The following is a 23085-nucleotide window of genomic DNA, read 5'->3' on the forward strand; positions in this document are numbered from 1 at the left end:
GCTACGACGGATCCGCGACCACTTCGATCTTGAAGCCGGAGGCGTTCTCGAACCAGCCCGCGTAGTGCTGGTCGCCGCCGGCGTGCGGGTAGCGCTCCGCATACAGTGGTCGCCAGCCGTGGCGCTCGGCCTCGGCCATCAGCGCATCCACCGCGGTGCGATCACCGCCCTGGAATGCCAGATGGTTGAGGCCGGCGCGTCGACGGTCGTGCGCGGAGCTCGACAGGTTCGGAGACATCGTGAGCGTGAGATAGCTGCCCCCTGCGGCCCACGACTCGCCGCCGCTCCATTCGCTCGTCAGGGAGAACCCCACGCGCTCGAGGATCCACCGCCACTGCGCGCGCACATCATCGAGGTCGGCGATCCACAGCTCGACGTGATGGAGACCAGGCATCGTCCGATTCTGCCATTCACCTCACGGTCACGGTCCGGTCATCCGGCGGCCGTAGCTTTCGATGCGCCACGTCGTCGAAAGGACCTTCTCGTCATGACCTCCGCCACTCGGCCGAAGCGGGGGCTCCTCGCCCTGCTCGGCACCGGCATCGTTCTCGCCGGTCTCCTCGTCGTTCCCGCCGCTCAGGCGGCGGAAGGGATGCTCACGCTGGACACGCCCCGCATCGGGGTCGACGAGACGGTCACGTTCTCGTTCGACGCCGGCTCGGCGGTCCACGATCGCAACTGGATCGGGATCTATCGTGACGGCGCGGTGCCCGGCGGTCCGGCATCCCTCGACTGGCGATACGTCGCAGACCAGACCGGCCAGGTCACGTGGAACGCCTCGCGTCGGGACGGCTGGACCCGCAACTCGGCGACGATGGGGGCGGGCGAGTACGACGTCTACCTCCTCGAAGACGACGGCTACACGGTGCTGGCCGGGCCGATCGATCTCACCGTCACGGACGAGGAGGCGCAGCCGGTCGCCCCGGCCGAACCGAAGCCCGAGGTCGAAGGGAAGAGCGGCCTGAACGTGCTCACCTTCAACGTCTGGCACGGGGGCACCCAGGTGGCCGACGGTGCGCGTCAGATCGCCGATGTCATCACGCAGACCGACGCCGACGTGACGTTCCTCCCCGAAGTGGGTCAGGCGCCCGCTCAGGTCGCCGCACTGCTCGGCTACCAGCACCTCACGGCGACCGACACCGGGATCGTCTCGCGCTACCCGATCGTCTCCACCGACACGATCGGCCGCTGGTGGTCGAAGGCGGTTCTCGACGTGAACGGATCGGAGGTCGTGGTGTACGGCGGCCACCTGGAGTACCGCTGGTACACCACGTACCTCCCGCGCGGCTACGGCGGGGAGATCCACGGCGACTGGCCGGCCGGGTGGAACACCTGGAACAAGCTCGACGCCCCGGTGACCGACGTCGAGGCCATCCTGGCGGCGAACGCGCAGTCGGGCCGACCGGCCGCCGCTGCCGAGCTGCTCGCCGACATCGCCGCAGAGCGCACGACTGGACGGATCGCCATCGTGGGCGGCGACTTCAACGAGCCGCCGTCGCAGGACTGGACCGCGGCGACAGCCGAGCTGTTCGACCACAACGGCGTCGTCGTTCCCTGGCAGACGACGCAGACGCTGCTCGACGGGGGACTGGTCGATGCCTTCCGCACCGTGCATCCCGATCCCGCGGCGAACCCGGGCTTCACGTGGCCGTCGGACAATCCTCTGTTCCCCACGTCATCTCTGACCTGGGCTCCCGACGCCGATGAGCGCGACCGCATCGATTACGTCTTCGCCACGCCGGACGAGCGACTGTCGATCGACGGAGCGAGCGTGGTGGGACCGCAGTCGACGATCGTGCGCAATCAGCGTGTCGTCGACGACAGTGCCGATGAGATCCTGACGCCGGATGCCGTCTGGCCCTCCGACCACAAGGCGGTGCTGGCGAACTTCACCGTCTGCGGCGGCGGGTGCACGACGCCTGAGCCCGAGCAGCCGACCGTGACGCTCGCTTCGGCATCGGTCGCCGCGGGCGATGCGATCACGATCTCCGGCGCCGGCTTCCCCGCCGCCACAGCGCTGCGGATCGAGCTGCGTTCGACGCCGGTTCCGCTCGGTGCCGTGACGACGGACGCGACCGGCGGGTTCCGCGTGACCGTGACCGTTCCGGCCGCTACGAAACCCGGCACCCACAGCATCGTGCTCATCGACCCGGACGGCGTGGAGACGACGGCGGCGATCGCCGTCACGGCTGCGCCCGGTGGCACACCTCCCGGCGGCGGTACCCCAGGCGGAGGCACTCTCGGTGGCGCTCCGGGTGGTGTTCCCGCCGACGGCTCGGGGAACGCGGGTTCCGGCCCCGGCACGACGAGCAACGGCGACCTCGCCGCGACAGGAGCCGACAGCGCGCCGTTCCTCCTCGCCGGGGTGCTGCTGCTGGCAGTCGGAGCGGGCCTCGGCATCGCGCGCAGGCGCCGGCGTCTCGGGTGATCGACTGAACGACGCTCGGGTGCGACGAGGGGGTCGGCACGACGTTCGCGTCGTGCCGACGCCCTCGCGTTACCGACTGTCCCGCGGCGTCAGGAGTTCACGCGGATGATCTCCTGCTGGTACGGCGCGATCACATCGCCCGAGACGCGCAGATCGAGAAGCAGGAAGGGCCGTGAGGACGGGTCCTCCTCGACCCAGTTGGCGAGACGGTCGAGATCGGAGAGCGTGCGCACCACGACGCCCTCTGCGCCGACGGCCGCACCGAACGCGGCGAAATCGACCTCGGGGATGCGCATCGGTCCTTCCGCCAGTCCCTTGAGACCGTAGAGGTTGACCTCGGCTCCGTAGGCCGCGTCGTTCCAGACCACCGCCATGCCGCGTCCTCCAGCCGCCCGGACGGCCGACTCCAGATCAGCGATGGCCATCAGCCCGCCGCCGTCGCCGGAGGTGAGTACCACGGTGGACTCGCGGCGCGCGAGAGCGGCCCCGACGACGCTCGGCCAACCGAGCCCGATCGACTGGAACGCGGTGCCGACCATCATCATGCGGTCGGGGGCGGCGACCGGCCAGTACATGTTCGCCCACCCGATGAAGTGCCCGCCGTCCGACACCACGACGCGGTCTTCCGGCAGCAGCTCGGCGATGCGACGAGCGGCGGAGCGCGGGTCGAGACGCCCGTCGGAGGCGAGGTCGTCGCCGCGGTCGTAGGTGCGTGCGGCCGCCACGTCCACGCTCTCGCGCCAGGAATGCGCCGAGCCGGCGTCTCCGATCCGCGCCACGAGCTCTTCCGCGGCGAGACGGGCGTCCGCACGGACGAAGCCTCCGACGTGGGCGTGCGTCGCCGCCGCCGCGATGTCGATCTGGAAGACCCGGGTCCCCGGCGCGAACAGGTCGCCGAAACGCATCGTGAACTGGTTCAAGCCCGCTCCGAAGACGACGGCGACGTCTGCAGATCGCACGAGTTCCATCGCTCCGTCCGCCCCGAAGCCACCGGTCACACCGAGGTCGTACCTGGTGTCGGGGAACACTCCGCGGCCCAAAGCGGAAGAGGCGGTGAGAGCGCCGGTGGCCGCGGCCAGCTCTCCCAGCGCGGTGCTCGCACCGGACAGCCACGCGCCGCGACCGGCGAGCAGGAACGGGCGCTCTGCCCCGGCCAGGGCGGTGGCGATCTCGTCGAGCATCGCATCGGCGAATTCGCCGCGAGGGGCGAGCGGGGCCGGGATCCGGGGTGAGGGGGCCTCCGGCACCTCACCTGCTTCGAGCGCTGCGACGTCATAGGGGATCGCGAGGACGACGGGCACCCGGTACGTGAGGGCGTGCTCGATCGCGATGACCGTGGTGGCGGCGGCGTCGGCCCGTCCGACCGTATAGGTGCGGGCGCCGACGGCCGAGGCGAGGGCGATCTGATCGACGTCCCACGGGCGGGGGCCGGACGTGGGCTCATCGCCGACGACCAGCACCAGAGGCACCCGCGCCTGCACGGCCTCGGCGAGGGCGGTCAGCGTGTTCGTGAAGCCGGCTCCGTACGTCGAGGTGCCTGCGGCGATGCGACCCGAGCTGCGGAAGTGGGCGTCGGCTGCGACCACAGCACCCTGCTCGTGACGGACGGCGGTGAACACCGCATCCGTCTGTGTCTCGATCGCGTCGAGGAAGTAGGCGTTGCCGTTGCCCATCACCCCGAAGACGGCATCGATGTGCTGGGCGAGGGTGAGGGCGACATGGGCGGACACGGAGGGCATGGGAAAGCCTTTCGAGACAGGGACGGAGGAACTGCGGGATCCGTATGTGTCTCGCCTCCGCGTCTTCGCGAAGTGCTTCGTGCCTCTTTTTCAGGCACCGGCCTGGCCGGACCAGCTCAGTCTATCGGCGAGCGGGCCCGCAGAGATGCGGGAGAATGCAGGAATGACTGATGCGGAGATCGAGCGCGAGACACTCACCTGGGACGGCTTCGGGGAGGCGACGCGCGATCTGGCACGAAGCATCCTGGACAGCGGCTTCATGCCGGAGGTCGTCGTCGCCATCGCCCGGGGCGGCCTGCTCCCGGCAGGGGCGATCGCCTACGGGCTGGGCGCGAAGAACTGCGGCGCCATCAACGTCGAGTTCTACACCGGCATCGGCACGGTGCTCGACGCGCCCGAGGTGCTGCCTCCCGAGCTCGACATGGCGTACCTCGATGGCCGCCGCGTGCTGCTGGTCGACGACGTCGCCGACTCCGGACGCACGCTCGCCCTGGCCGTGCAGCTGCTGAAGGACAAGGGCGCCGATGTGCGGTCGGTCACGATCTACACCAAGCCCTCCACGATCATCCAGCCCGACTTCGCATGGAAGGACACCGACCTCTGGATCAACTTCCCGTGGTCGTTCCGCGGCACCGTGCGGGAAGAGGACCTGGGACTCGCCCCGTCGGCCTGAATGCCGTCGGCCTGGACGCGGTCCGTCTGACTCGCGTGTTTCGTCAGCCGCGCAGCAGGGAGCGCAGCGTCTGGATCGTGTCGGCTTCGGCCGGCGACTTGTCGGGCCGATAGCCCTTCACCCGGGCGAAACGCAGCGCGACACCTCCCGGATACCGCGGAGAGCGCTGCACGCCGTCGATGGCGATCTCGACCACGACATCGGGGCGCAGGAACACGGTCGACGCCGTGCGGTGGGTCTCATGCTCGGGGAACTCCTCGGTCTGCCAGCGCAGCAGCTCGTCGGTGAGGCCCTTGAAGGTCTTGCCCACCATGACGAATTCCCCGGCGTCGCCGAACTCGCCGTCGGGGTCGCGCGCACCCAGGTGCAGGTTCGACAGCCATCCCCGGCGGCGGCCCGAACCCCACTCCGCGCCGAGCACGACGAGATCGAAGGTCAGCACGGGCTTGACCTTGACCCAGGACTTGCCCCGACGGCCGGCGGCGTAGGGGGCGTCGAGACCCTTGACCACCACGCCTTCATGGCCGGCGGCGAGGGCTTCGTGCGACAGCTGCTCCGCGGCATCCGGGTCGTCGGTCACGATGCCGGGCATCCGCCAGTCGCCGGCCACGCGCTCGAGCTCGGCGAGGCGGATCGAGAGCGGCTCGTCGATCAGGTCGCGTCCGTCCACGTGCAGCACGTCGAAGAACCATGGCCGCAGCACCAGTTCGCGGGAGGCATCGGCACCGAACCTCGACATCGTCTCCTGGAAGGGCCTGGGCCCACCGTCTTCATCGAGCGACAGCGTCTCGCCGTCGAGGATGACATCGTCCACGGGGAGAGCGCGCACGATCTCGACGAGTTCCGGTACGCGGTGGGTGATGTCGGCCAGGCTCCGCGTGTAGACGCCGACGTCGTCGCCGTGACGGTGCACCTGGATGCGAGCACCGTCGAGCTTGTACTCCACCGACGCCGTGCCGGTGATCTCGAGTGCAGCCGATGGCGTCGCCGCGGTGGAGGCGAGCATGGGAAGGACAGGGCGACCGACTTCGAGGCCGACCGCGTCCAGCGCGTCTGCGTCTTCGGTGAGGGCGACACGAGCGGTCTCGCCGAGATCGCCGGAGAGCATGGCGGCGCGGCGCACGAGGGAGAGCGGCCGGTCGGACGCTTTCGCGACCGCGTCGAGAAGCACGCCGGACAATGCCCCGGTGCGAAGCTCGCCGAGCATGGCGCGGACGAGGAAGTCCCACTCGGCGGCCGTCGCTCGCGAGCCGAGCTCGCCGAGCATCCCGGTGCGGGCTGCCGCGGAGCCTGATCCGGAGGCGGCGGCGAGGGCGGTGAGCGAGGCATCGACGTCGCTCACCGTGAGGGTGGGATCTTCCGCATGCGTGATCTCGATGGCGGCGAGTCCCCGCCAACCGACGCCGAGCCGACCCTGGCGCGGAGCGGCCAGCAGGAGCCCCATGACGGCTGGGAGCTCGTCCGCTGCGGAACGCGCCAGCAGCCGTGCGAGGGCATCGATCTTCGTGAGGCGGGACGCCGTGGCGGAGACCTCTTCTGCCGTGGAGACGACCTCGGAGAGCATCATCTCCGTATTGTCGCATCGGCCTCCGACGCTGGAGACGACGCTGCCGAGAAGCGGGAACCCGGGCGTCAGCGTCCGCGGAACTCGGGCCTGCGCTTCTCCTGGAACGCCGCGAAGCCCTCGCGATAGTCGTCGGTGTCGCAGAGCGCGGCCTGTGCGGCGTTCTCGATCCCTACCGCATCCCACAGGGCGAGTCGCTCGTCGCGGATGCGGGCGATGAGCTCCTTGCTCGCGAGGAACGCCGCCGTCGCACCGCGAGCGGCGGCGGCGGCCGCGTCGGTCGTGGCCTGCACCACCTCATCATCGGGGAACACGCGGGAGAACAGGCCGGACGCCACGGCCTCGGTGCCGCTCATCAGACGTCCCGTGTAGATGAGGTCGAGCGTCTTGTGCGCGCCGAGCCGATCGAGGAAGAGCGCGTGTCCGCCGGAGTCCAGCGTCGCACCGAGGGCGGCGAACGGGGAGCCGATCTTCGCCGATTCCGCCACGTAGACCACGTCGGTCGCGATCAGCAGGCCGAGGCCCACGCCGAGGCAGGCGCCGTGGGCGACAGCGAACGTCGGCGCGGGGAACCGCGACATGCGCTGCAGCAGAGGGGTCACCAGACCGCCGAGATAGCGGAGCACATCGTCGTCCCGTGGGTCGACGCCGGAGATGTCACGCCCCGCGCAGAACGCGCGCCCCTCGCCACGGAGCACGAGTGCTCGCACTCCCGCAGCCTCGGCCTCGACATAGGCGGCATCCAGTTCGGCGAGTGCCCTCTCGTCGAGAGCGTTCAGCTTCGATGGCGCGTCCAGCACGATCGTGGCCACGTCGTCGGCGATGGTGAGGTCGATCATGGGCGCTCCTCGATCAGACGTCGTAGTCGACGACCACGCGGTCGCTGGTGGGGTGGGACTGGCAGGTGAGCACGAAGCCGCGCTCGAGCTCGTCGGGCTCCAGGGCGTAGTTCTCGGTCATCGTCACGCTGCCCTCGATCACGCGTGCGCGGCAGGTGCCGCAGACTCCGCCGGCACAGGCGAACGGAGCGTCGGGCCGTACGCGCAGTGCCGCATTGAGCACCGACTCCCTGGCGTCGACGGGGCTCTCCACGGTCGACGAGACGCCGTCGAGAGTGACCTCGATACGCACCGTCTTCTCGCCGGCACGCACCTGCACCGGCCGTGCCGCGCGCACGGGTTCATCACCCGTCGTGAACAGCTCGAAGCGGATGTGGGAGCGGTCGACACCGTGGTCGGCCAGCACCTCGCGACACAGGTCGACGAGAGCGAGAGGGCCGCACAGGAACCATTCGTCGACGGTCGACGGGGGGATGAGGGTCGCCAGGATCGTGCGGAGCTTCTCCTCGTCGATGCGCCCGGAGAGGACGGGAGCGGCCCGCCGTTCACGGGACAGCACATGGTGCAGCACGAGTCGGGTGGGGTAGCGGTCCTTGAGGTCGGCGAGATCTTCCAGGAACATCACGTCGAGCGTGGCGCGGTTCGTGTACAGCAGGGTGAATCGCGACGTGTCCGACCGGGTGAGCACAGTGTGCGCGAGGGCCATCAGCGGCGTGATGCCGGAGCCGGCCGCGATCCCCACCACGTGCCGGTCGTCGAGGTCGGGCAGAGCGGAGGTGAAGGTGCCCTGCGGGCTCATCACGTCGATCTCGAAGCCGGCATGGAGACCGGTCTGCGCCCACGTGGAGAAGAGACCTCCCTCGTCCCGCTTCACGGCGACGCTCAAGCGCGTGTCCTGACCGTCGCCGCGGTGTTCCGGGGCGCGGCACAGCGAGTAGGAACGCCGGACTTCGACGCCGTCGAGTGTCGTGCGCAGCGCGACGTACTGACCGGGCAGGTGGTCGTACTCGTCGGCGAGGGCGGCGGGAACCGTGAAGGTCACCTCGACAGCGTCGTCGGTGAGCGGGCGCACGTCTTCGACCGTGAGGGTGTGGAACCGGGCGCGCTTGCGGGGTGCGGTCTCGCGGGGCGTCGTCGCCTGCGGGATGGGCGCTGGCGCGGAGGTGAAGAGCGACATGTCAGTGCACCTTGAAGTGGTCGAAGGGTTCGAGGCAGGCGCGGCACTCGAACAGGGCTTTGCATGACGTGGAGCCGAAGTGGGAGACCTCGCGCGTGTCGAGCGACCCGCAGCGGGGGCAGCGCACGCTCAACGCCAGGCGGATGGGGCCGGTCGACACGGCGGCGCGGCCCGAGGGCGGTGCGATGCCGTACTCGGCGAGCTTGCTCTTGCCCGCCTGTGTCATCCAGTCGGTCGTCCAGGCGGGGGAGAGGACCAGGCGCACGAACACCTCGTCGAAGCCGGCGGCGGTGAGAGCCAGGACCACATCGTCGCGGATCGTGTCCATCGCGGGGCAGCCGCTGTAGGTCGGGGTGATGTCGACATGCACCGCGGTTCCGTCGACCTCCACCGCGCGGAGCACACCGAGGTCCTCGATCGTGAGCACAGGAACCTCGGGGTCGGGCACGGAGGCAGCGATCCGCCACGCGGCCTGCGTCGGCGTGAGAGTCACCATGTCGCCCCCGGATGTCTGCGGGCGAGCACCTGCATCTCGGCGAGGATGTGGCCGAGCGGGGTCGCGTGCGCACCGGTGCGCCCGCCGGCCGACGACGACATCACGGCGGGCACCGAGAGCTCCGCTTCCGCGAACACCGTCTCGACCACGCCGTCGAAAGCAGGCCGCAGCGTCGACGGCACCACGGCCGCGTCGCCGAGCCGCGCGATCAGATCGTCGTCGCGGAACAGCTCATCGACGTACGGCCACACGTCGCCGAGTGCGCGGATGATCCTGGCGCGCGACTCCTCCGTGCCTCCGGCGAGACGCAGGATCCACTGCACGGCGTGGTCGCGGTGGTAGTCGACCTCCTTGAGCGACTTCTCCGCGATCGCGGCGAACGTCTCGTCGGTGCTGCCGCGCAGGGCCGAGTACAGCTCGAACATGTACGTGGCCACCACGAACTGGCGAGCGATGGTCTGGGCGAAGTCTCCGTTGGGCTGCTGCACGATCCATGCGCAGCGGAAATCGGGTTCGTCGCGGAAGAAGGCCAGATCGTCTTCGCTGCGCCCGTCGAAGGACCCGGCGTAGTGGAGGAACGAGCGCGCATGACCGAGCAGGTCGAGGGCGATGTTGCCCAGGGCCACGTCTTCCTCGAGCTCGGGAGCGCGGGATATCCACGCGCCCAGCTGCTGCGAGAGGATCAGCGCGTCGTCGCCGAGACGAAGTGCGTACTCCGCCACGTCGGCCGATGCGGCGACCGCGCCGGTGCCTGACAGCTCCTGCGCCAGGTCGAGTTCGTCGACCGAGACGTTCCCGTGCACGTCGATGTCCTCGTGCACCGTCTCCGCGTGCACCGTCTCCTCGTGCACCGTCTCCGCGTACACCGTCTCCTCGTGTGCCGTGCTCACAGGTGCGGCACTCCCTCTGAGGCGGTGTAGTACACGGCGTGGCGATAGTTCTTGCCGGCGGGACTCTCGAAGTAGGCGCCCTTGGCGTCGGGGTCGCTCGTGGTGATCGCGTCTGCGGGGGCGACCCAGATCGAGACGCCCTCTCCACGACGCGTGTACAGGTCGCGCGCATTGCGGATCGCCATCTCGGCGTCCGGAGCGTGCAGCGAGCCGACGTGCACGTGGCTCAGTCCGCGGTTCGCTCGGATGAAGACCTCCCACAGCGGCCAGGGCTCGCGCTCGTCGGCGCCGGGCGTCGCCATCACGCCACCGCCTTCGTCTTCAGCGACTGCTTGCGCGCGTACTCGGCCGCGGCCTCGCGCACCCAGGCGCCCTCTTCATGAGCCGTCCGGCGGCGTTCGAGGCGTTCGGCGTTGCAGGGCCCGTTGCCGCGCACCACCTCGAAGAACTCGTCCCAGTCGATCTCGCCGATCACGTACTGTCCGCTCTCCTCGTCGAAGCGCAGGTCGGGGTCGGGCAGCGTGACGCCGAGGATCTCGGCCTGGGGCACGAGCATGCCGACGAAGCGTTGGCGCAGCTCATCGTTGGAGAACCGCTTGATCTTCCACTTCATCGACTGCGCCGAGTTGGGGGACTGGTCATCGGGCGGCCCGAACATGGCGAGGCTCGGCCAGTACCAGCGGTTCACCGCATCCTGAGCCATCGCGCGCTGCTCCTCGGTGCCCTGCATCAGGGTGAGCAGGATCTCGAAGCCCTGACGCTGGTGGAACGACTCCTCCTTGCAGACGCGCACCATGGCGCGGCCGTAGGGGCCGTAGGACGCCCGGCACAGCGGCACCTGGTTGCAGATCGCGGCGCCGTCGACGAGCCAGCCGATCGCGCCCATGTCCGCCCAGGTCGGGGTGGGGTAGTTGAAGATCGACGAGTACTTGGCCTTGCCGCTGATGAGCTGGTCCATCATCTCGTCGCGCGTGGTGCCGAGGGTCTGGGCGGCGGAGTACAGGTAGAGGCCGTGACCGGCCTCGTCCTGCACCTTGGCCATCAGGATCGCCTTGCGCTTGAGGCTCGGCGCGCGCGTGATCCAGTTGCCCTCCGGCTGCATGCCGATGATCTCGGAGTGCGCGTGCTGCGAGATCTGCCGCACCAGTGTCTTGCGATAGGCGTCGGGCATCCAGTCGCGGGGTTCGATGCGCTGCTCGTTGGCGATGAGCTCGTCGAACAGGCGCTCCTCATCGGAGATCTCGCCCACCAGGGACAGGTCTGCTGGACTGGTCATCATCGACTCCTCGGCATCGGGCCATCTTTACTGACCGATCGTTTGGTAATTCTGACACAGTGGACTGCCGGATTCAAGACGGCGAGGTCAGCGCGAGCGGGAGATCAGATCGAGGAGGGCGCGGCCGTACGCCTCTGAGGGGTCGGGGTGCTCGAAAGCGAGCAGCTCGCCCCCGATCTCGATCTCGACGCGGAAGGAGTCCTCGAGGCGCACCAGCGAACGGAACGTGCCGCGGAGCAGATCGCGAAGCTGGTCCTCCCGCGGCAGCCATACGGCGTCCGCGAGCGTCACCGCGTCGAGCGCCCACTCCGTCGTGCCGTTGAACGCCAGATCGGTGCCGCTCGGCGTCTGACGGGCCTCGATCGTCATCTCACTCACGGTGAAGACGTCGGCCTCCGCTTCGAGTTCCACGTCGTCGGGGAGATCGAGCTGGAAGCGGTCGCCATCGGCCGGATGCCAGATCAGTCCGGTGTCCCGCAGGGCGACGGCGAGCTCGCGTGTGATCATCCCCTCACGCTAGACGACGGCACTCGCCCGGGGCCCGGCGAACCTGTGGAACGCGACCACGGGTGTCGGAGGTGTTGGAGGTGTGGGGGGTGTGGGAGGTGTCGGAGGTGTCGGAGGTGTGGGGCAGAGTGGGGGGATGACCGCCGACGCCGCTGCAGCATCCCCCGAGGCCGCCGACCTCCGCGAGTCCGCCCGCGCGGCGCTGCGCGAACTCGTCGCACGCCCGGATGCCGATTTCCACGACGGACAGTACGAGGCGATCGAGGCGCTCGTCGAAGGGCGCCGCCGCGCGCTCGTGGTGCAGCGCACCGGGTGGGGCAAGTCCGCTGTCTACTTCGTCGCCACGCTCTTGCTGCGTCGGCAGGGGGCGGGCCCGACCGTGCTGGTGTCTCCGCTGCTCGCCCTCATGCGCGACCAGATCGCCGCCGCCGAACGTGCGGGGGTGCGGGCCGTGGCGATCAACTCCACCAATGCGCACGAGTGGTCGGATGTGCTCGCGAAGCTAGATCGCGATGAGGTCGATGTGCTGCTGGTCTCTCCCGAGAGGCTCAACAACCCCGCCTTCCGTGAGCAGCAGTTGCCGGCGCTCGTCCGGCGCATCGGGATGCTGGTCGTCGATGAGGCGCACTGCATCAGCGACTGGGGGCACGACTTCCGTCCCGACTACCGCCGCCTGCGCGACCTGATCGCCCAGATGCCGCCTGACGTGCCGGTGCTCGCGACCACGGCGACCGCCAACAGCCGTGTCGTGGCCGACGTGGCCGAGCAGCTCGGCAGCCTCCGAGCGGACGACGGGACGGCCGCCGACGCCGATGCGGTTCCGGTGCTCACGATCCGCGGGCCGCTCGCCCGGACGTCGCTGCGACTGGGAGTGCTGCGCCTGCGCGATTCGGCGAGTCGCCTCGCCTGGCTGCTGAGCCACCTCGACGACCTTCCCGGTTCCGGCATCATCTACGCGTTGACGGTCGCGGCCGCCGTCGACACCGCACGCCTGCTGCGTGAGCACGGCCACGACGTGCGTGCCTACACCGGGCAGACCGACCCCGACGAGCGCGCCGAGTCCGAGGGGATGCTCAAGCGCAACGAGGTCAAGGCTCTCGTCGCCACGAGCGCGCTGGGCATGGGGTTCGACAAGCCCGATCTGGGTTTCGTGCTGCACCTGGGCGCGCCGTCTTCCCCCGTGGCCTACTACCAGCAGGTGGGTCGTGCCGGACGTGCCAGCGAGAGCGCGGACGTGCTGCTGCTCCCCGGCGTCGAGGACCGTGACATCTGGCACTACTTCGCGACAGCTTCGATGCCCGATCGTGAACGAGCCGAGCGGGTGATCGGGGCCCTCGGCGACGTTCCGATCTCGACGCCGGCGCTCGAGGCGATGGTCGACATCCGCCGCACGCCGCTCGAGCTGCTGTTGAAGGTGCTCGACGTCGACGGGGCGGTCCGGCGCGTGCAGGGCGGGTGGGTCGCGACCGGTGCACCCTGGAGCTACGACGCCGAGCGGTATGAGCGCATCGCCGCCGAGCGTGTGGCCGAGCAGCAGCACATGATCGAGTACGAGCAGACCGACGGGTGCCGCATGGAGTTCCTGCAGCGCGCGCTCGACGACGACACGGCCGCTCCGTGCGGGAGGTGCGACAACTGCGCGGGAGAGTGGTTCCCGCGGGAGATCGGCGCCTCCGCGAGCTCGCAGGCCGTGGAATCGCTCGACCGCGTCGGAGTGCCGATCGAGCCTCGTCGTGCCTGGCCGACCGGTGCGGACCGGCTGGACGTGCCGGTCAAGGGGCGCATCCCGGCAGACGAGCAGGCGAGTGAGGGGCGTGCACTCGCGCGTCTCACCGATCTGGGCTGGGGCGGGGCGCTGCGCGAGCTGTTCGCGGCCGGGGCGCCCGATGCCGCGGTGACACCGCAGCTGCTGCAGGCGTGCGTCCGCGTGCTCGCAGGATGGGGGTGGGAGGAGCGCCCCGTGGCGGTGGTCGCGATGCCCTCGCGCTCGCACCCGCTGCTGGTCGACTCGCTCGCGCGCGGACTCGCCGATGTCGGGCGCCTGCCGTATCTCGGGGCGCTCGAACTCGTGGGAGGAGGGCCTTCCGGCGGGCCGGGTGGGAACAGCGTCTTCCGCCTCGCGGGACTCTGGGAGCGCTTCAGCGCTCGGCATCTGGATGTGCCGACCGGACCGGTGCTGCTCGTCGACGACCTCGTCGACAGCCGGTGGACGATGACCGTCGCGGCGCGTGAGCTCCGTCGTGCCGGGGCGACGGGCGTGCTGCCCTTCGCGCTGGCGCTGCGCGGCTGACAGCCGACCGTCGGGGTGGCGCTGCGTGGGACAGGTGTCAGTCGTCGGCGGGCGCGATGCGCGGGGGCCAGGCGGTGGCGCCGAGTTCGCGTGAGATGTTGCGTGCCGTCTCCCGCAGTGCGTTGAGGATCGCATCCGACGCCGGCGCTTGCGAGGTGGGTAACACGACGGCGACCGCGGCGACGATGTCGTTCGACGCGTCAGCGACGGGGGCGGCGATCGAGGACTCGCCGAGGACGGCCTCGTCGAACTCCCCGGCCATGCCGCGTTCGGCGATCGACGGCAGCTCCAGCGTCAGGCGCGCCACGTCGGTGACGGTGTCGCCGGTGAGGCTGCGCAGCGGCTGTTCGAAGACGCTCTGCTGGAACCCGAGGTCGTAGGCGAGGAGCACTTTGCCCATCGCCGAGGCGTGGGCGGGGATGGCGACACCGGTCTCGAGCATCTGCTGGCTGTCATCGGGGCGCAGATTGTGGTGGATGACGAGCACATCGGTGAAGTGCGGAGCGCCCAGCCGTACGGACAGGTCGGTGCGGCGTGCGAGCTCCTGCGTCCACCGCATGGCTCTGGCGCGCACGTCGAGGGTGTCGAGGTAGACGTTGCTCAGGCGCAGCAGGGTGGGGCCGAGCATGTAGCGCTGGCCACCCCGCTCTTTCGCGACGAGCCCGTGCGCGCGCAGCGACTTCACGATCCCGTGCACGGTCGACGGCGGCAGGCCGAGGGCTGCAGAGAGGTCGGTGATGCCGAGGTGGCGTGCTCCCTGGAGCAGTTCGAGGATCTTCGCCGCGCGGTCGATCGCCTGGATCACGGGGAGGGCCTCCTTCCGGTGCGTCGTCGAGCCGGTGTCGATGGAGCCGGGCTTCACGATTGATCTTGACAACCCGGCAGGCTCCGAGCATATTCGACATTAACGAATTGCTTTCGGATTTCTGCGAAAGAGTCCGCGAAAGATCAAAGGAGATCGAACGATGAAGAAGCTCATCAACGCCCCGGAAGACGTTCTCGTCGAGTCGCTGAGAGGCGTCGCGCTCGCTCACCCCGAGCTCTCCGTCGACCTGGAGAACCACGTCATCACGCGCGCCACGCCCAAGGCGCAGGGCAAGGTCGCGATCGTCTCCGGCGGAGGCTCCGGCCATGAGCCGTTGCACGGCGGTTTCGTCGGCACCGGGATGCTGGACGCCGCTGTCGCCGGAGAGATCTTCACCTCACCCACCCCCGACCGCGTGCAGGTCGCGACCAAGGCCGTCGATCGCGGAGCGGGTGTGCTCCACATCGTGAAGAACTACACCGGTGACGTGCTGAACTTCGAGATGGCCGCCGAGCTCGCCGCCATGGACGGCATCGAGGTGGGCAGCATCACGGTGGACGACGACGTCGCGGTGCAGGACTCCCTGTACACCGCAGGACGCCGCGGGGTGGGCCTCACCGTGCTGCTCGAGAAGATCCTCGGGGCGGCAGCGGAGGAGGGGCGCGACCTCCCGGCCGTGGTCGAGCTGGCGAAGAAGGTGAACGGACAGGGCCGCTCGATGGGAATGGCCCTCACCAGCTGCACGGTGCCCGCAGCGGGCAAGCCCACCTTCGACCTTCCGGACGATCAGATGGAGATCGGCATAGGGATCCACGGGGAGCCGGGTCGGCATCGCGAACCCCTCGCCCCGGCCTCCGAGATCGCCCGGCAGCTCGTCGAGCCGATCCTGGCCGACATCGACGGCACCGGTCCTGCGATCGTGATGCTCAACGGCATGGGTGCGACCCCGCTGATCGAGCTGTACCTCATGTACGGCGAGGTCGCCGCGCTGCTGGAGAAGGCCGGAGTGCAGGTCGCCAGGAACCTCGTCGGCAACTACATCACCTCGCTCGACATGGCCGGGTGCTCGGTGACCCTGCTCAAAGCCGACGATGAGCTGCTGCGGCTGTGGGATGCCCCGGTGAACACCCCCGGTCTGCGATGGGGCGTCTGATGGCCGCGGTCGACACCACGCTCCTCGCCGACTGGATCGCACGCTTCGGCGCCGCCGTGACGGAGAAGCGCGACTGGCTCACCGAACTCGACTCGGCCATCGGCGACGCCGATCACGGGGCCAACATGGCTCGGGGCATGGGCGCTGTCGGCGAGAAGCTGTCCGCCGGCGCGCCGGCAACGGTGGACGAGCTCCTGAAGACGGTCGGCATGACGCTGGTGAGCTCGGTCGGCGGTGCCAGCGGGCCTCTGTACGGCACGTTCTTCCTCCGCATGGGCATGGCCGCGGGTGCCGTGTCCGATCTCGACGGCGACGCTCTCGCGGCCGCACTGCGGGCAGGACTCGACGGTATCGTCGCGCGCGGCAAGGCCGAGGCGGGGGACAAGACGATGTTCGACGCGATGGCGCCGGCGGTCGACGCGATGGATGCCGCGCTCGCCGCGGGCGCCTCCGTCTCCGACGCCGCCAGAGCCGCTGCGGATGCCGCGGCGGCAGGTCGGGACGCCACCCTCCCTCTCGTCGCCCGGAAGGGCAGGGCGAGCTACCTGGGCGAGCGCAGCGCCGGACACCTCGACCCCGGAGCGGCCTCGACGGCGATCCTCTTCGAGACGCTCGCCGAGACGATCGAGGACAGCGCCAGATGATCGGCATCGTCGCCGTCTCCCACAGTGCACGGCTCGGGGAGGCGGCGCTGGAGCTCGCCCTGCAGATGGTCCACGACGGCGAGGTGCGGGTGCGGGTCGCCGCCGGCGCCGGAGTCGACGCCGAGGGCGTACCGATCCTCGGTACGGACGCTGTCGCGGTGTCCGCCGCCATCGATGAGCTCGCCACGGAGTGCGACGGCGTCCTCGTGCTCATGGATCTGGGCTCAGCCGTGCTCAGCGCGGAACTCGCGGTGGAGCTGCGTTCGAGCGACGTGCCCGTCCGGCTCGCTCCCGCACCCTTCGTGGAGGGGCTTCTCGCCGCTGTCGTGTCCGCTGCGGCGGGCGGATCGCTCGACACCGTGGCGGCTGAGGCCTCTACGGCCCTGGCGGCGAAGACCGGCGCCCTCGGTGTCGAGGAGGCGCACGAGGCGGAGACCTCCGATGCTCCGAAGGACGATGACGCGCAGGTGCGACGAGTGCGGGTCCGCAACCCGCAGGGGATCCATGCGCGTCCTGCGGCACTGATCGCGAAGGCGTCGTCCGGCGCGGATGTGCGCGTGCGCCGGCTCCCCGACGGCCCCGACGCGTCGGCGGCGAGCCTGACGCGGCTGCTCGTGCTCGGTGCGCGGCAGGGGGACGAGATCGAGCTGACCGCACGGGGCGATGGGGGAGAGGAGGCGCTGGATCGCCTGGTCGCTCTGTTCGATGACGGCTTCGGGGAGGGGGCCGAGGAGACCGGACCCGATGGCGACGCGACTTCGATCGCACCCGCACCCGCACCCGGTCTGCCGATGCGCGCGGATGAACCGAAATCGCGTGAGCAGGAGGAGCCGACGCGAACCGTCGCGCCGGGCGCCGTGCTCCGCGGGCGCGGGGTGAGCTCCGGCCGGGCCGCCGCCCCCGTCGTGCATCTCGCACCGCCGCTTCCCGAACCCGATCCGGACGTGCTGGTGCCCCCCGCCGACCGCGATTCCGAGGTGTCAGCGATCGAGTGGGCCGCCGTCGCGGTCGCCGATCAGCTCCGCACACGCACGGCGCAGGCGACGGGAGAGACCAAGGCCATCCTCGATGCCTCGCGCCTGCTGGCCTCCGACCCCGAGCTGGTGTCCGAGGCGACGGCTCTGGTCCTCTCCAAGGGGCGCACCGCCGCCCGTGCGGTCTGGGAGACCGCCGTCGTCCACGAGAAGGCTCTCGCCGCGCTGGGGGGTCGGATGGCCGAGCGCATCGCCGACATCCGCGATGTACGCGACCGGATCATCGCCGAGATCCTCGAAGTCGACATGCCGGGTGTCCCCGAGCGCGACGATCCCTTCGTGCTGGTGGCCGCCGACCTCGCTCCCGCTGACACCGCTCTGCTCGCCGGGGGCCGATGCGTCGCCCTCGTCACGGTCCAGGGCGGACCGACCTCGCACACGGCGATCATCGCGCGCTCCCTCGGACTGCCGGCTGTCGTCGGTGTCGTCGACGCCCAGGCGATCCCGGTGGGGACGATGGTCCTCGTGGACGGCGACCGCGGCACGGTGGAGGTCGCCCCGGCGGAATCCCGCGTCGCCGAAGCGCGCGCCTCGGCGACCGCTGTCGACTTCGACGGCGTCGGAGCGCTCTCCGACGGGCACCGCATACCGCTGCTCGCCAACGTCGGAGGAGCGGCGGACGCGACGGTGGCGGCCTCGGCGCATGCGGAGGGTGTCGGACTCTTCCGCACGGAGTTCTGCTTCCTCGACCGCGCCGAGGCGCCGAGCATCGACGAACAGGTGACCGCCTATCGCGGCGTGCTGTCCGCCTTCCCTGGGCGCAAGGTCGTCGTGCGCACCCTCGACGCGGGGAGCGACAAGCCCCTTCCCTTCGCCAACTCCGACAGCGAGGACAACCCCGCGCTCGGCGTACGCGGGCTGCGGATCGCCCGACGCCGCCCGCAACTGCTCGATGATCAGCTGGTCGCCCTCGCACGAGCGGCCGCGGCGGAAGCGGCGGAGGTCGAGGTGATGGCTCCGATGGTCGCGACGGTCGACGAGGCCAGGGACTTCGCCGAACGCTGTCGGTCCGCGGGGCTCGACAGGGTCGGCATCATGATCGAGACCCCGTCCGCCGCACTGCTCGCCGCGGAGCTGTTCGAGGTCGTCGACTTCGTGAGCCTCGGCACCAACGACCTCGCCCAGTACACGATGGCGGCGGATCGGCTGCTCAGCGATCTGGGCGACCTCAACGATCCGTGGCAGCCCGCAGTGCTGCGACTCATCGCCGCCGTCGGTGCCGCAGGTCGGGCTGCCGGAAAGTCGGTGGGCGTCTGCGGCGAAGCAGGCGGCGACCCCGCGCTCGCTCCGGTCCTGATCGGCCTCGGGGTGACGTCGCTGTCCATGGCGCCGCGATCGCTCGGTCGCGTGGCCGCGCGCCTGCAGGAGTTGTCCGTCGATGACTGTCGACGAGCCGCGGAGGCAGCAGTCGGTGCGAGCTCTGCGGATGCCGCCCGCGCTGCCGCTTCCTCGGCTCTCGTCGAGGGGTGAACGAGACGGTCCTGCCACGTCGTATGCGCATCTCGGCATGCGTTTCGTTCCATTCTGATATGGACATGGTCCAGAAGCGTGAGGGCGATGGATCCGGCCCTAGGCTCATCAGCGAGGGGGCGTCGATCGTGGCGTCGCGAGCAATCGGAGGGTCCATGTCCACACGGTGGTCGTCACGAACTGTCCTGGGAGTGCTCACGGCGGGGGCGATCATCGCCCTGTCGGGGTGCGTGCCCGCACCGCAAGCCACACCGAAGCCGACTCCGGCAACCGAGAGCCCTGCTCCGGTGCCGTACGACGGTCCGACGGTGTTCGTCGGAGACCAGCTCGACTGGTTCCTGCCGAGCGCCGACAAGATCGCCGGTCTCCTCCCCGACGTCGGCGACGTGGGGTCGCCGTCACCGTCGCTGATCCAGATCTCCGACGGAGGCGGCCCCGAGCTCTCGCCGGCGATCTGCAACCTCTTCCTCTACGAGCCTTCCCAGGCGTCGATCGGCGCGCGCTCGGTCACGTGGACCAGCTCCCTCCCCGATGGGCGGGACGGCTGGATGCATGTGCTCCAGTTCGCGGACGAGGCGACGGCGCAGGGGCTGATGGACCGGTACGTCGAGGTGGCGAAGCAGTGTGCGGACTTCACCTACGGCAGCGGCGCGTCGACGTTCGATTCGACCACGCTCGACTCCGGGGATGGGATCCGCGCCGTCACCGGAGCGTTGGTGCTCGACGACGGACTCGTCGGCGGACACCGGCTCTACCAGGGGTACGCGTCGGTCGGCAACGTCCTCGTGAACTTCTGGCAGCCGTTCACCGGCGACGCCGCCTTCGACGCTGAGCGGGCCGCCGCGTTCCTGAGCGACCAGGCGTCCGACGCTCGGTCGCAGCTGATCGAGGAGTTGACCGCGAACCCGCCGGCGCCCGCAGCGACGCCGCCTGCTGTCGACCCTGCTGCAGCGTGGAGCAGCTGGCAGGTGAGCGCTACCGGGATCGGGCCGATCGTCCTCGGCTCCGACCTCGACGAGGCCATCGCGGCCGTCCCGGGAGCGACGGTGATCAGGCCGGAGTGGGACGGAGGGCAGACGCGGATCGTCAGTCCGGACGGTTCGGCCTCTGTGCTGTTGTGGACCGACGCGGGCGACTCCGTCGTCGATGCCGCATCCATCGGTTCCGCGAACGTCGGGAACGAGCCCCAGGAGGATCCTGCCGCGTTGCCGACGGCAGGCGAGGTGCGGATCGGCGACACCGTCGGCGAGGCCGAGGATGCGTTCCCCGGGGGTACGGCGATCCGTATCGTGTCCTCCGGCGAGTACTTCTATCAGTGGACGACGCGCGAGGGGGCGGCGATCCGGTTCCGCGTCGATCGCGACGCAGGCGACCCGAGTGCCGTGATCACCGGCATCCTGACGGAGGATGCGACACTGCGCCGGCTTCCCGACTTCAGCTGAGGGGGTCGTCCACAGGCCGGGATCCCGGAGCAGACGAGGCTGACCTGCTTGACTAACTGAACGATCGGTCGGTTAGTATGAGCGGATCGGGTACCGCAGGTGCAGCGCCCGAACCCGCTCGACGAGGAGGTCGACGATGACGGAAGCGACGGCGCGGACGACGGACGACGCGCGCCCGAACCGCGCGATGATGGAGCGCGACCGCGCCTCGGCTTCGCTGGGCCTCGTGGTCGAACGCGATGACCCCGGCCACGCGGTCGTCTCGATGCGCGTGCGGGACGACATGACCAACGGCTTCCACATCACCCACGGCGGCTTCGTCTTCGCCCTGGCGGACACCGCCTTCGCGATCGCGTGCAACGAAGACGACAGGGTCACCGTGGCCGCTGGCGCGGACATCTCCTTCCTGAAGCCGACCGTATCGGGACAGACCCTCACCGCCACCGCCGTCCGACGGTCGCTCAGCGGACGCTCCGGCATCTACGACGTGACCGTGGTCGACGAACGGGGCGATCCCGTCGCCGAGTTCCGCGGGCGCTCCCGCACCACCAGCCAGACCTTCTGAATGCTCCGGAGAACCTCGTGTCGATGACGACCGCAACACCCTCCCACGTCCACCCGCCCGCATCCGCCGAGCTCGACGCGGAAGAGCGGATGACGCGCGACGAGATCGCCGCGCTCCAGCTCGGTCGACTCCAGCAGACCGTGCGCCACGCCTACGCGAACGTGCCTCTCTACACGCGCAAGTTCGACGAGGCCGGCGTGCACCCGGACGACATCCGCACGCTCGACGACGTGCGGCTGCTTCCCTTCACGACCAAGGCGGATCTGCGCGAGACCTATCCGTTCGGGATGTTCGCTGTGCCGATGTCCGACGTCGCCCGCATCCACGCCTCCAGCGGCACCACCGGCCGCCCGACGGTCGTCGGCTACACCAGAGGCGATCTCCAGCGGTGGGGCGCGCTGGTCGCGCGTTCGCTGCGAGCCAGCGGCATCCGCCCCGGCATGAAGGTGCACAACGCATACGGCTACGGGCTCTTCACCGGCGGGCTCGGCGCACACGCGGGCATCGAAGCGCTCGGCGCGACGGTCATCCCGATGTCCGGCGGCCAGACCGCACGCCAGGTGCAGCTGATACTCGACTTCGAGCCCGACGCGATCCTGTGCACGCCCAGCTATCTGCTGACGATCGCCGATGCGATGGCCGCGCAGGGAGTCGACCCGCGCTCCACCTCGTTGAAGGTCGCGGTTCTGGGAGCGGAGCCCTGGTCGAACGAGATGCGTCACGAGCTCGAGCAGCGCCTCGGCATCGACGCGCTCGACATCTACGGTCTCAGCGAGGTGATGGGGCCCGGTGTGGGCAACGAGTGCCTCGAGACCAAGGATGGTCCGCATGTGTGGGAGGACCACTTCCTGCCGGAGATCATCGACGGAGAGAGCGGCGCCGTGCTGCCAGACGGCGAACTCGGGGAACTCGTGTTCACCTCTCTGACCAAGGAGGCGTTCCCGGTCATCCGCTATCGCACCCGCGACCTCACCCGCCTGCTTCCCGGGACGGCCCGGCCCGGGATGCGGCGGATGGAGAAGATCACCGGCCGCAACGACGACATGATCATCCTGCGGGGCGTGAACCTGTTCCCCACGCAGATCGAGGAGCTGGTGCTGGGGATCGAGCAGCTGACCCCGCACTTCATCCTCGAGCTGTCGAAGGCGGGGCGCATGGACACGCTGAAGGTCCGCATCGAGCGGCACCCCGACCTGTCCGTCGAGACCTGCCGCAGCGCCGCGGAGGTGCTGGCGCAGCGGATCAAGATCTTCGTCGGATCGACGGTGGCCGTCCAACTCGAGGAGCCGGGAGCGCTGCCCCGGAGCGAGGGGAAGTACAAGCGGGTGTACGACCTGCGCTGATGCGGGCGATGCGGGGATTGACACGGAGAGCTGTCGCGCCCGCCTCGCGGTCGGTGCTCCCGCCCGCCCGCCGCTTCGAGTGCGAGACTGTGGGGTGATGTCCGAGATGCAGAGCACGCGACGAGGCCGACCGGGGTACGACCAGCAGGGGATCCTCGCCGTCGCCGTCGCCGCGTTCAACGAGTACGGGTACGACGCCACGTCGATCGGGATGCTCGCCGAGCGCCTCGGTCTGTCGAAGTCGGCGATCTACCATCACTTCGGCTCGAAGGACGAGATCCTCGACCTCGCTCTGGACGCGGCGCTGAGCGGCTTGGAAGCCGTGGTGGACGGCCCGATTCCCGACTCGGCTGCCGCTCAGGGGGCATCGAGCGCGGTCGACCGGCTCGAGCAGGTGCTGCGCGGCGCCGTCCGGGTGCTCGTGGAGCAGCTGCCGGCCGTGACGCTGCTGCTGCGGGTGCGGGGCAACACCGAGGTGGAGCGCAGGGCTCTCATCCGTCGCCGGGCGTTCGACCGTCGGATCACCGCTCTCGTGTCTGAGGCGCAGCGCGAGGGGGAACTGCGGGCCGACATCGACGCGAGTGTGGTGGCGCGTCTGGTGTTCGGGATGATCAACTCGATCGTCGAGTGGTATCGGCCCGGCGGGCGCGAGGGCGCCGACCGTCTCGCAGACGACGTGGTGGCCATCGCCCTGGACGGCTTGCGCACGGACGATGGCGCGGGAGCCGCGGTCGTCTGACCGGGGCTCCC

General features: G+C 69.9%; 21 protein-coding genes. 10 read left to right on the plus strand and 11 right to left on the minus strand.

Annotated elements, in window-relative coordinates:
* Window position 1: 1 nt before the first annotated feature.
* On the minus strand, window positions 2-394 hold the full coding sequence (locus AX744_RS15740; RefSeq protein WP_061017892.1) for a VOC family protein: 393 nt from the start codon (window positions 392-394) through the stop codon (window positions 2-4).
* 93 nt (window positions 395-487) lie between these two features.
* On the opposite strand from AX744_RS15740, the gene AX744_RS20065 reads away from it, so the two are divergent.
* Window positions 488-2428 (plus strand): endonuclease/exonuclease/phosphatase family protein, encoded by a 1941-nt coding sequence (locus AX744_RS20065; protein ID WP_231728832.1) that lies wholly within the window; start codon window positions 488-490, stop codon window positions 2426-2428.
* An 89-nt stretch (window positions 2429-2517) separates the two neighbouring features.
* Here AX744_RS20065 and AX744_RS15750 read toward each other — a convergent pair whose 3' ends face one another.
* A complete protein-coding gene (locus AX744_RS15750) occupies window positions 2518-4167 on the minus strand; it encodes a thiamine pyrophosphate-binding protein (protein WP_061017894.1) in 1650 nt (549 codons plus the stop codon).
* 163 nt (window positions 4168-4330) lie between these two features.
* On the opposite strand from AX744_RS15750, the gene AX744_RS15755 reads away from it, so the two are divergent.
* Complete coding sequence (locus AX744_RS15755) at window positions 4331-4840, plus strand: phosphoribosyltransferase (RefSeq protein WP_046748858.1); 510 nt, start codon at window positions 4331-4333, stop codon at window positions 4838-4840.
* Between the two features lie 43 nt (window positions 4841-4883).
* On the opposite strand, the gene AX744_RS15760 is transcribed toward AX744_RS15755, so the two are convergent.
* From AX744_RS15760 to AX744_RS15795, 8 genes are all read right to left on the minus strand, one after another.
* The gene (locus AX744_RS15760; RefSeq protein WP_061017897.1) at window positions 4884-6407 is read right to left on the minus strand and encodes an ATP-dependent DNA ligase; all 1524 of its coding nucleotides are present in this window, start codon (window positions 6405-6407) and stop codon (window positions 4884-4886) included.
* 65 nt (window positions 6408-6472) lie between these two features.
* Window positions 6473-7243, minus strand: coding sequence for an enoyl-CoA hydratase/isomerase family protein (locus tag AX744_RS15765; RefSeq protein WP_061017899.1), 771 nt, complete (start codon window positions 7241-7243; stop codon window positions 6473-6475).
* Window positions 7244-7256: 13 nt separating this feature from the next.
* Window positions 7257-8420, minus strand: a complete 1164-nt coding sequence (paaE, locus tag AX744_RS15770) for a 1,2-phenylacetyl-CoA epoxidase subunit PaaE (RefSeq protein ID WP_061017906.1) — start codon at window positions 8418-8420, stop codon at window positions 7257-7259.
* A gap of 1 nt (window position 8421) precedes the next feature.
* Complete coding sequence (gene paaD, locus AX744_RS15775; RefSeq protein WP_046748862.1) at window positions 8422-8916, minus strand: 1,2-phenylacetyl-CoA epoxidase subunit PaaD; 495 nt, start codon at window positions 8914-8916, stop codon at window positions 8422-8424.
* The gene (paaC, locus tag AX744_RS15780) at window positions 8910-9806 is read right to left on the minus strand and encodes a 1,2-phenylacetyl-CoA epoxidase subunit PaaC (RefSeq protein ID WP_442922836.1); all 897 of its coding nucleotides are present in this window, start codon (window positions 9804-9806) and stop codon (window positions 8910-8912) included. Before paaC ends, paaD begins: the two co-directional genes overlap by 7 nt.
* The gene (paaB, locus tag AX744_RS15785) at window positions 9803-10108 is read right to left on the minus strand and encodes a 1,2-phenylacetyl-CoA epoxidase subunit PaaB (RefSeq protein ID WP_061017908.1); all 306 of its coding nucleotides are present in this window, start codon (window positions 10106-10108) and stop codon (window positions 9803-9805) included. Before paaB ends, paaC begins: the two co-directional genes overlap by 4 nt.
* Window positions 10108-11082 carry a 1,2-phenylacetyl-CoA epoxidase subunit PaaA gene (paaA, locus tag AX744_RS15790; RefSeq protein ID WP_058632485.1) on the minus strand — a complete coding sequence of 325 codons (975 nt, stop codon included), beginning with the start codon at window positions 11080-11082 and terminating at the stop codon, window positions 10108-10110. The genes paaB and paaA overlap by 1 nt, the downstream gene beginning before the upstream one ends.
* Before the next feature lie 87 nt (window positions 11083-11169).
* Entirely contained in the window at window positions 11170-11589 is a 420-nt protein-coding gene (locus AX744_RS15795; protein WP_061017910.1) for a hypothetical protein, read from the minus strand.
* Between the two features lie 136 nt (window positions 11590-11725).
* Between AX744_RS15795 and AX744_RS15800 the strand changes: the two genes are divergently transcribed.
* Entirely contained in the window at window positions 11726-13879 is a 2154-nt protein-coding gene (locus AX744_RS15800) for a RecQ family ATP-dependent DNA helicase (RefSeq protein WP_061017916.1), read from the plus strand.
* A gap of 37 nt (window positions 13880-13916) precedes the next feature.
* Here the strand turns inward: AX744_RS15800 and AX744_RS15805 are convergent, their stop codons facing one another.
* Entirely contained in the window at window positions 13917-14756 is an 840-nt protein-coding gene (locus AX744_RS15805) for an IclR family transcriptional regulator (protein WP_227751373.1), read from the minus strand.
* A gap of 88 nt (window positions 14757-14844) precedes the next feature.
* On the opposite strand from AX744_RS15805, the gene dhaK reads away from it, so the two are divergent.
* From dhaK to AX744_RS15840, 7 genes are all read left to right on the plus strand, one after another.
* A complete protein-coding gene (gene dhaK, locus AX744_RS15810; protein ID WP_058632482.1) occupies window positions 14845-15837 on the plus strand; it encodes a dihydroxyacetone kinase subunit DhaK in 993 nt (330 codons plus the stop codon).
* Complete coding sequence (dhaL, locus tag AX744_RS15815; protein ID WP_061017936.1) at window positions 15837-16481, plus strand: dihydroxyacetone kinase subunit DhaL; 645 nt, start codon at window positions 15837-15839, stop codon at window positions 16479-16481. Before dhaK ends, dhaL begins: the two co-directional genes overlap by 1 nt.
* Window positions 16478-18985 carry a phosphoenolpyruvate--protein phosphotransferase gene (gene ptsP, locus AX744_RS15820; protein WP_082738551.1) on the plus strand — a complete coding sequence of 836 codons (2508 nt, stop codon included), beginning with the start codon at window positions 16478-16480 and terminating at the stop codon, window positions 18983-18985. The genes dhaL and ptsP overlap by 4 nt, the downstream gene beginning before the upstream one ends.
* A gap of 155 nt (window positions 18986-19140) precedes the next feature.
* Window positions 19141-20427 (plus strand): hypothetical protein, encoded by a 1287-nt coding sequence (locus AX744_RS15825; RefSeq protein WP_157543628.1) that lies wholly within the window; start codon window positions 19141-19143, stop codon window positions 20425-20427.
* 136 nt (window positions 20428-20563) lie between these two features.
* Window positions 20564-20992 carry a hydroxyphenylacetyl-CoA thioesterase PaaI gene (gene paaI / locus AX744_RS15830; protein WP_061017920.1) on the plus strand — a complete coding sequence of 143 codons (429 nt, stop codon included), beginning with the start codon at window positions 20564-20566 and terminating at the stop codon, window positions 20990-20992.
* Between the two features lie 23 nt (window positions 20993-21015).
* Window positions 21016-22335 carry a phenylacetate--CoA ligase PaaK gene (gene paaK, locus AX744_RS15835; protein WP_061017939.1) on the plus strand — a complete coding sequence of 440 codons (1320 nt, stop codon included), beginning with the start codon at window positions 21016-21018 and terminating at the stop codon, window positions 22333-22335.
* Window positions 22336-22432: 97 nt separating this feature from the next.
* Complete coding sequence (locus tag AX744_RS15840) at window positions 22433-23074, plus strand: TetR/AcrR family transcriptional regulator (protein WP_061017921.1); 642 nt, start codon at window positions 22433-22435, stop codon at window positions 23072-23074.
* The last annotated feature ends 11 nt before the right edge of the window (window positions 23075-23085 follow it).

This window comes from Microbacterium sp. CCH5-D1 (assembly GCF_001557335.1).
Lineage (GTDB): Bacteria > Actinomycetota > Actinomycetes > Actinomycetales > Microbacteriaceae > Microbacterium > Microbacterium oxydans.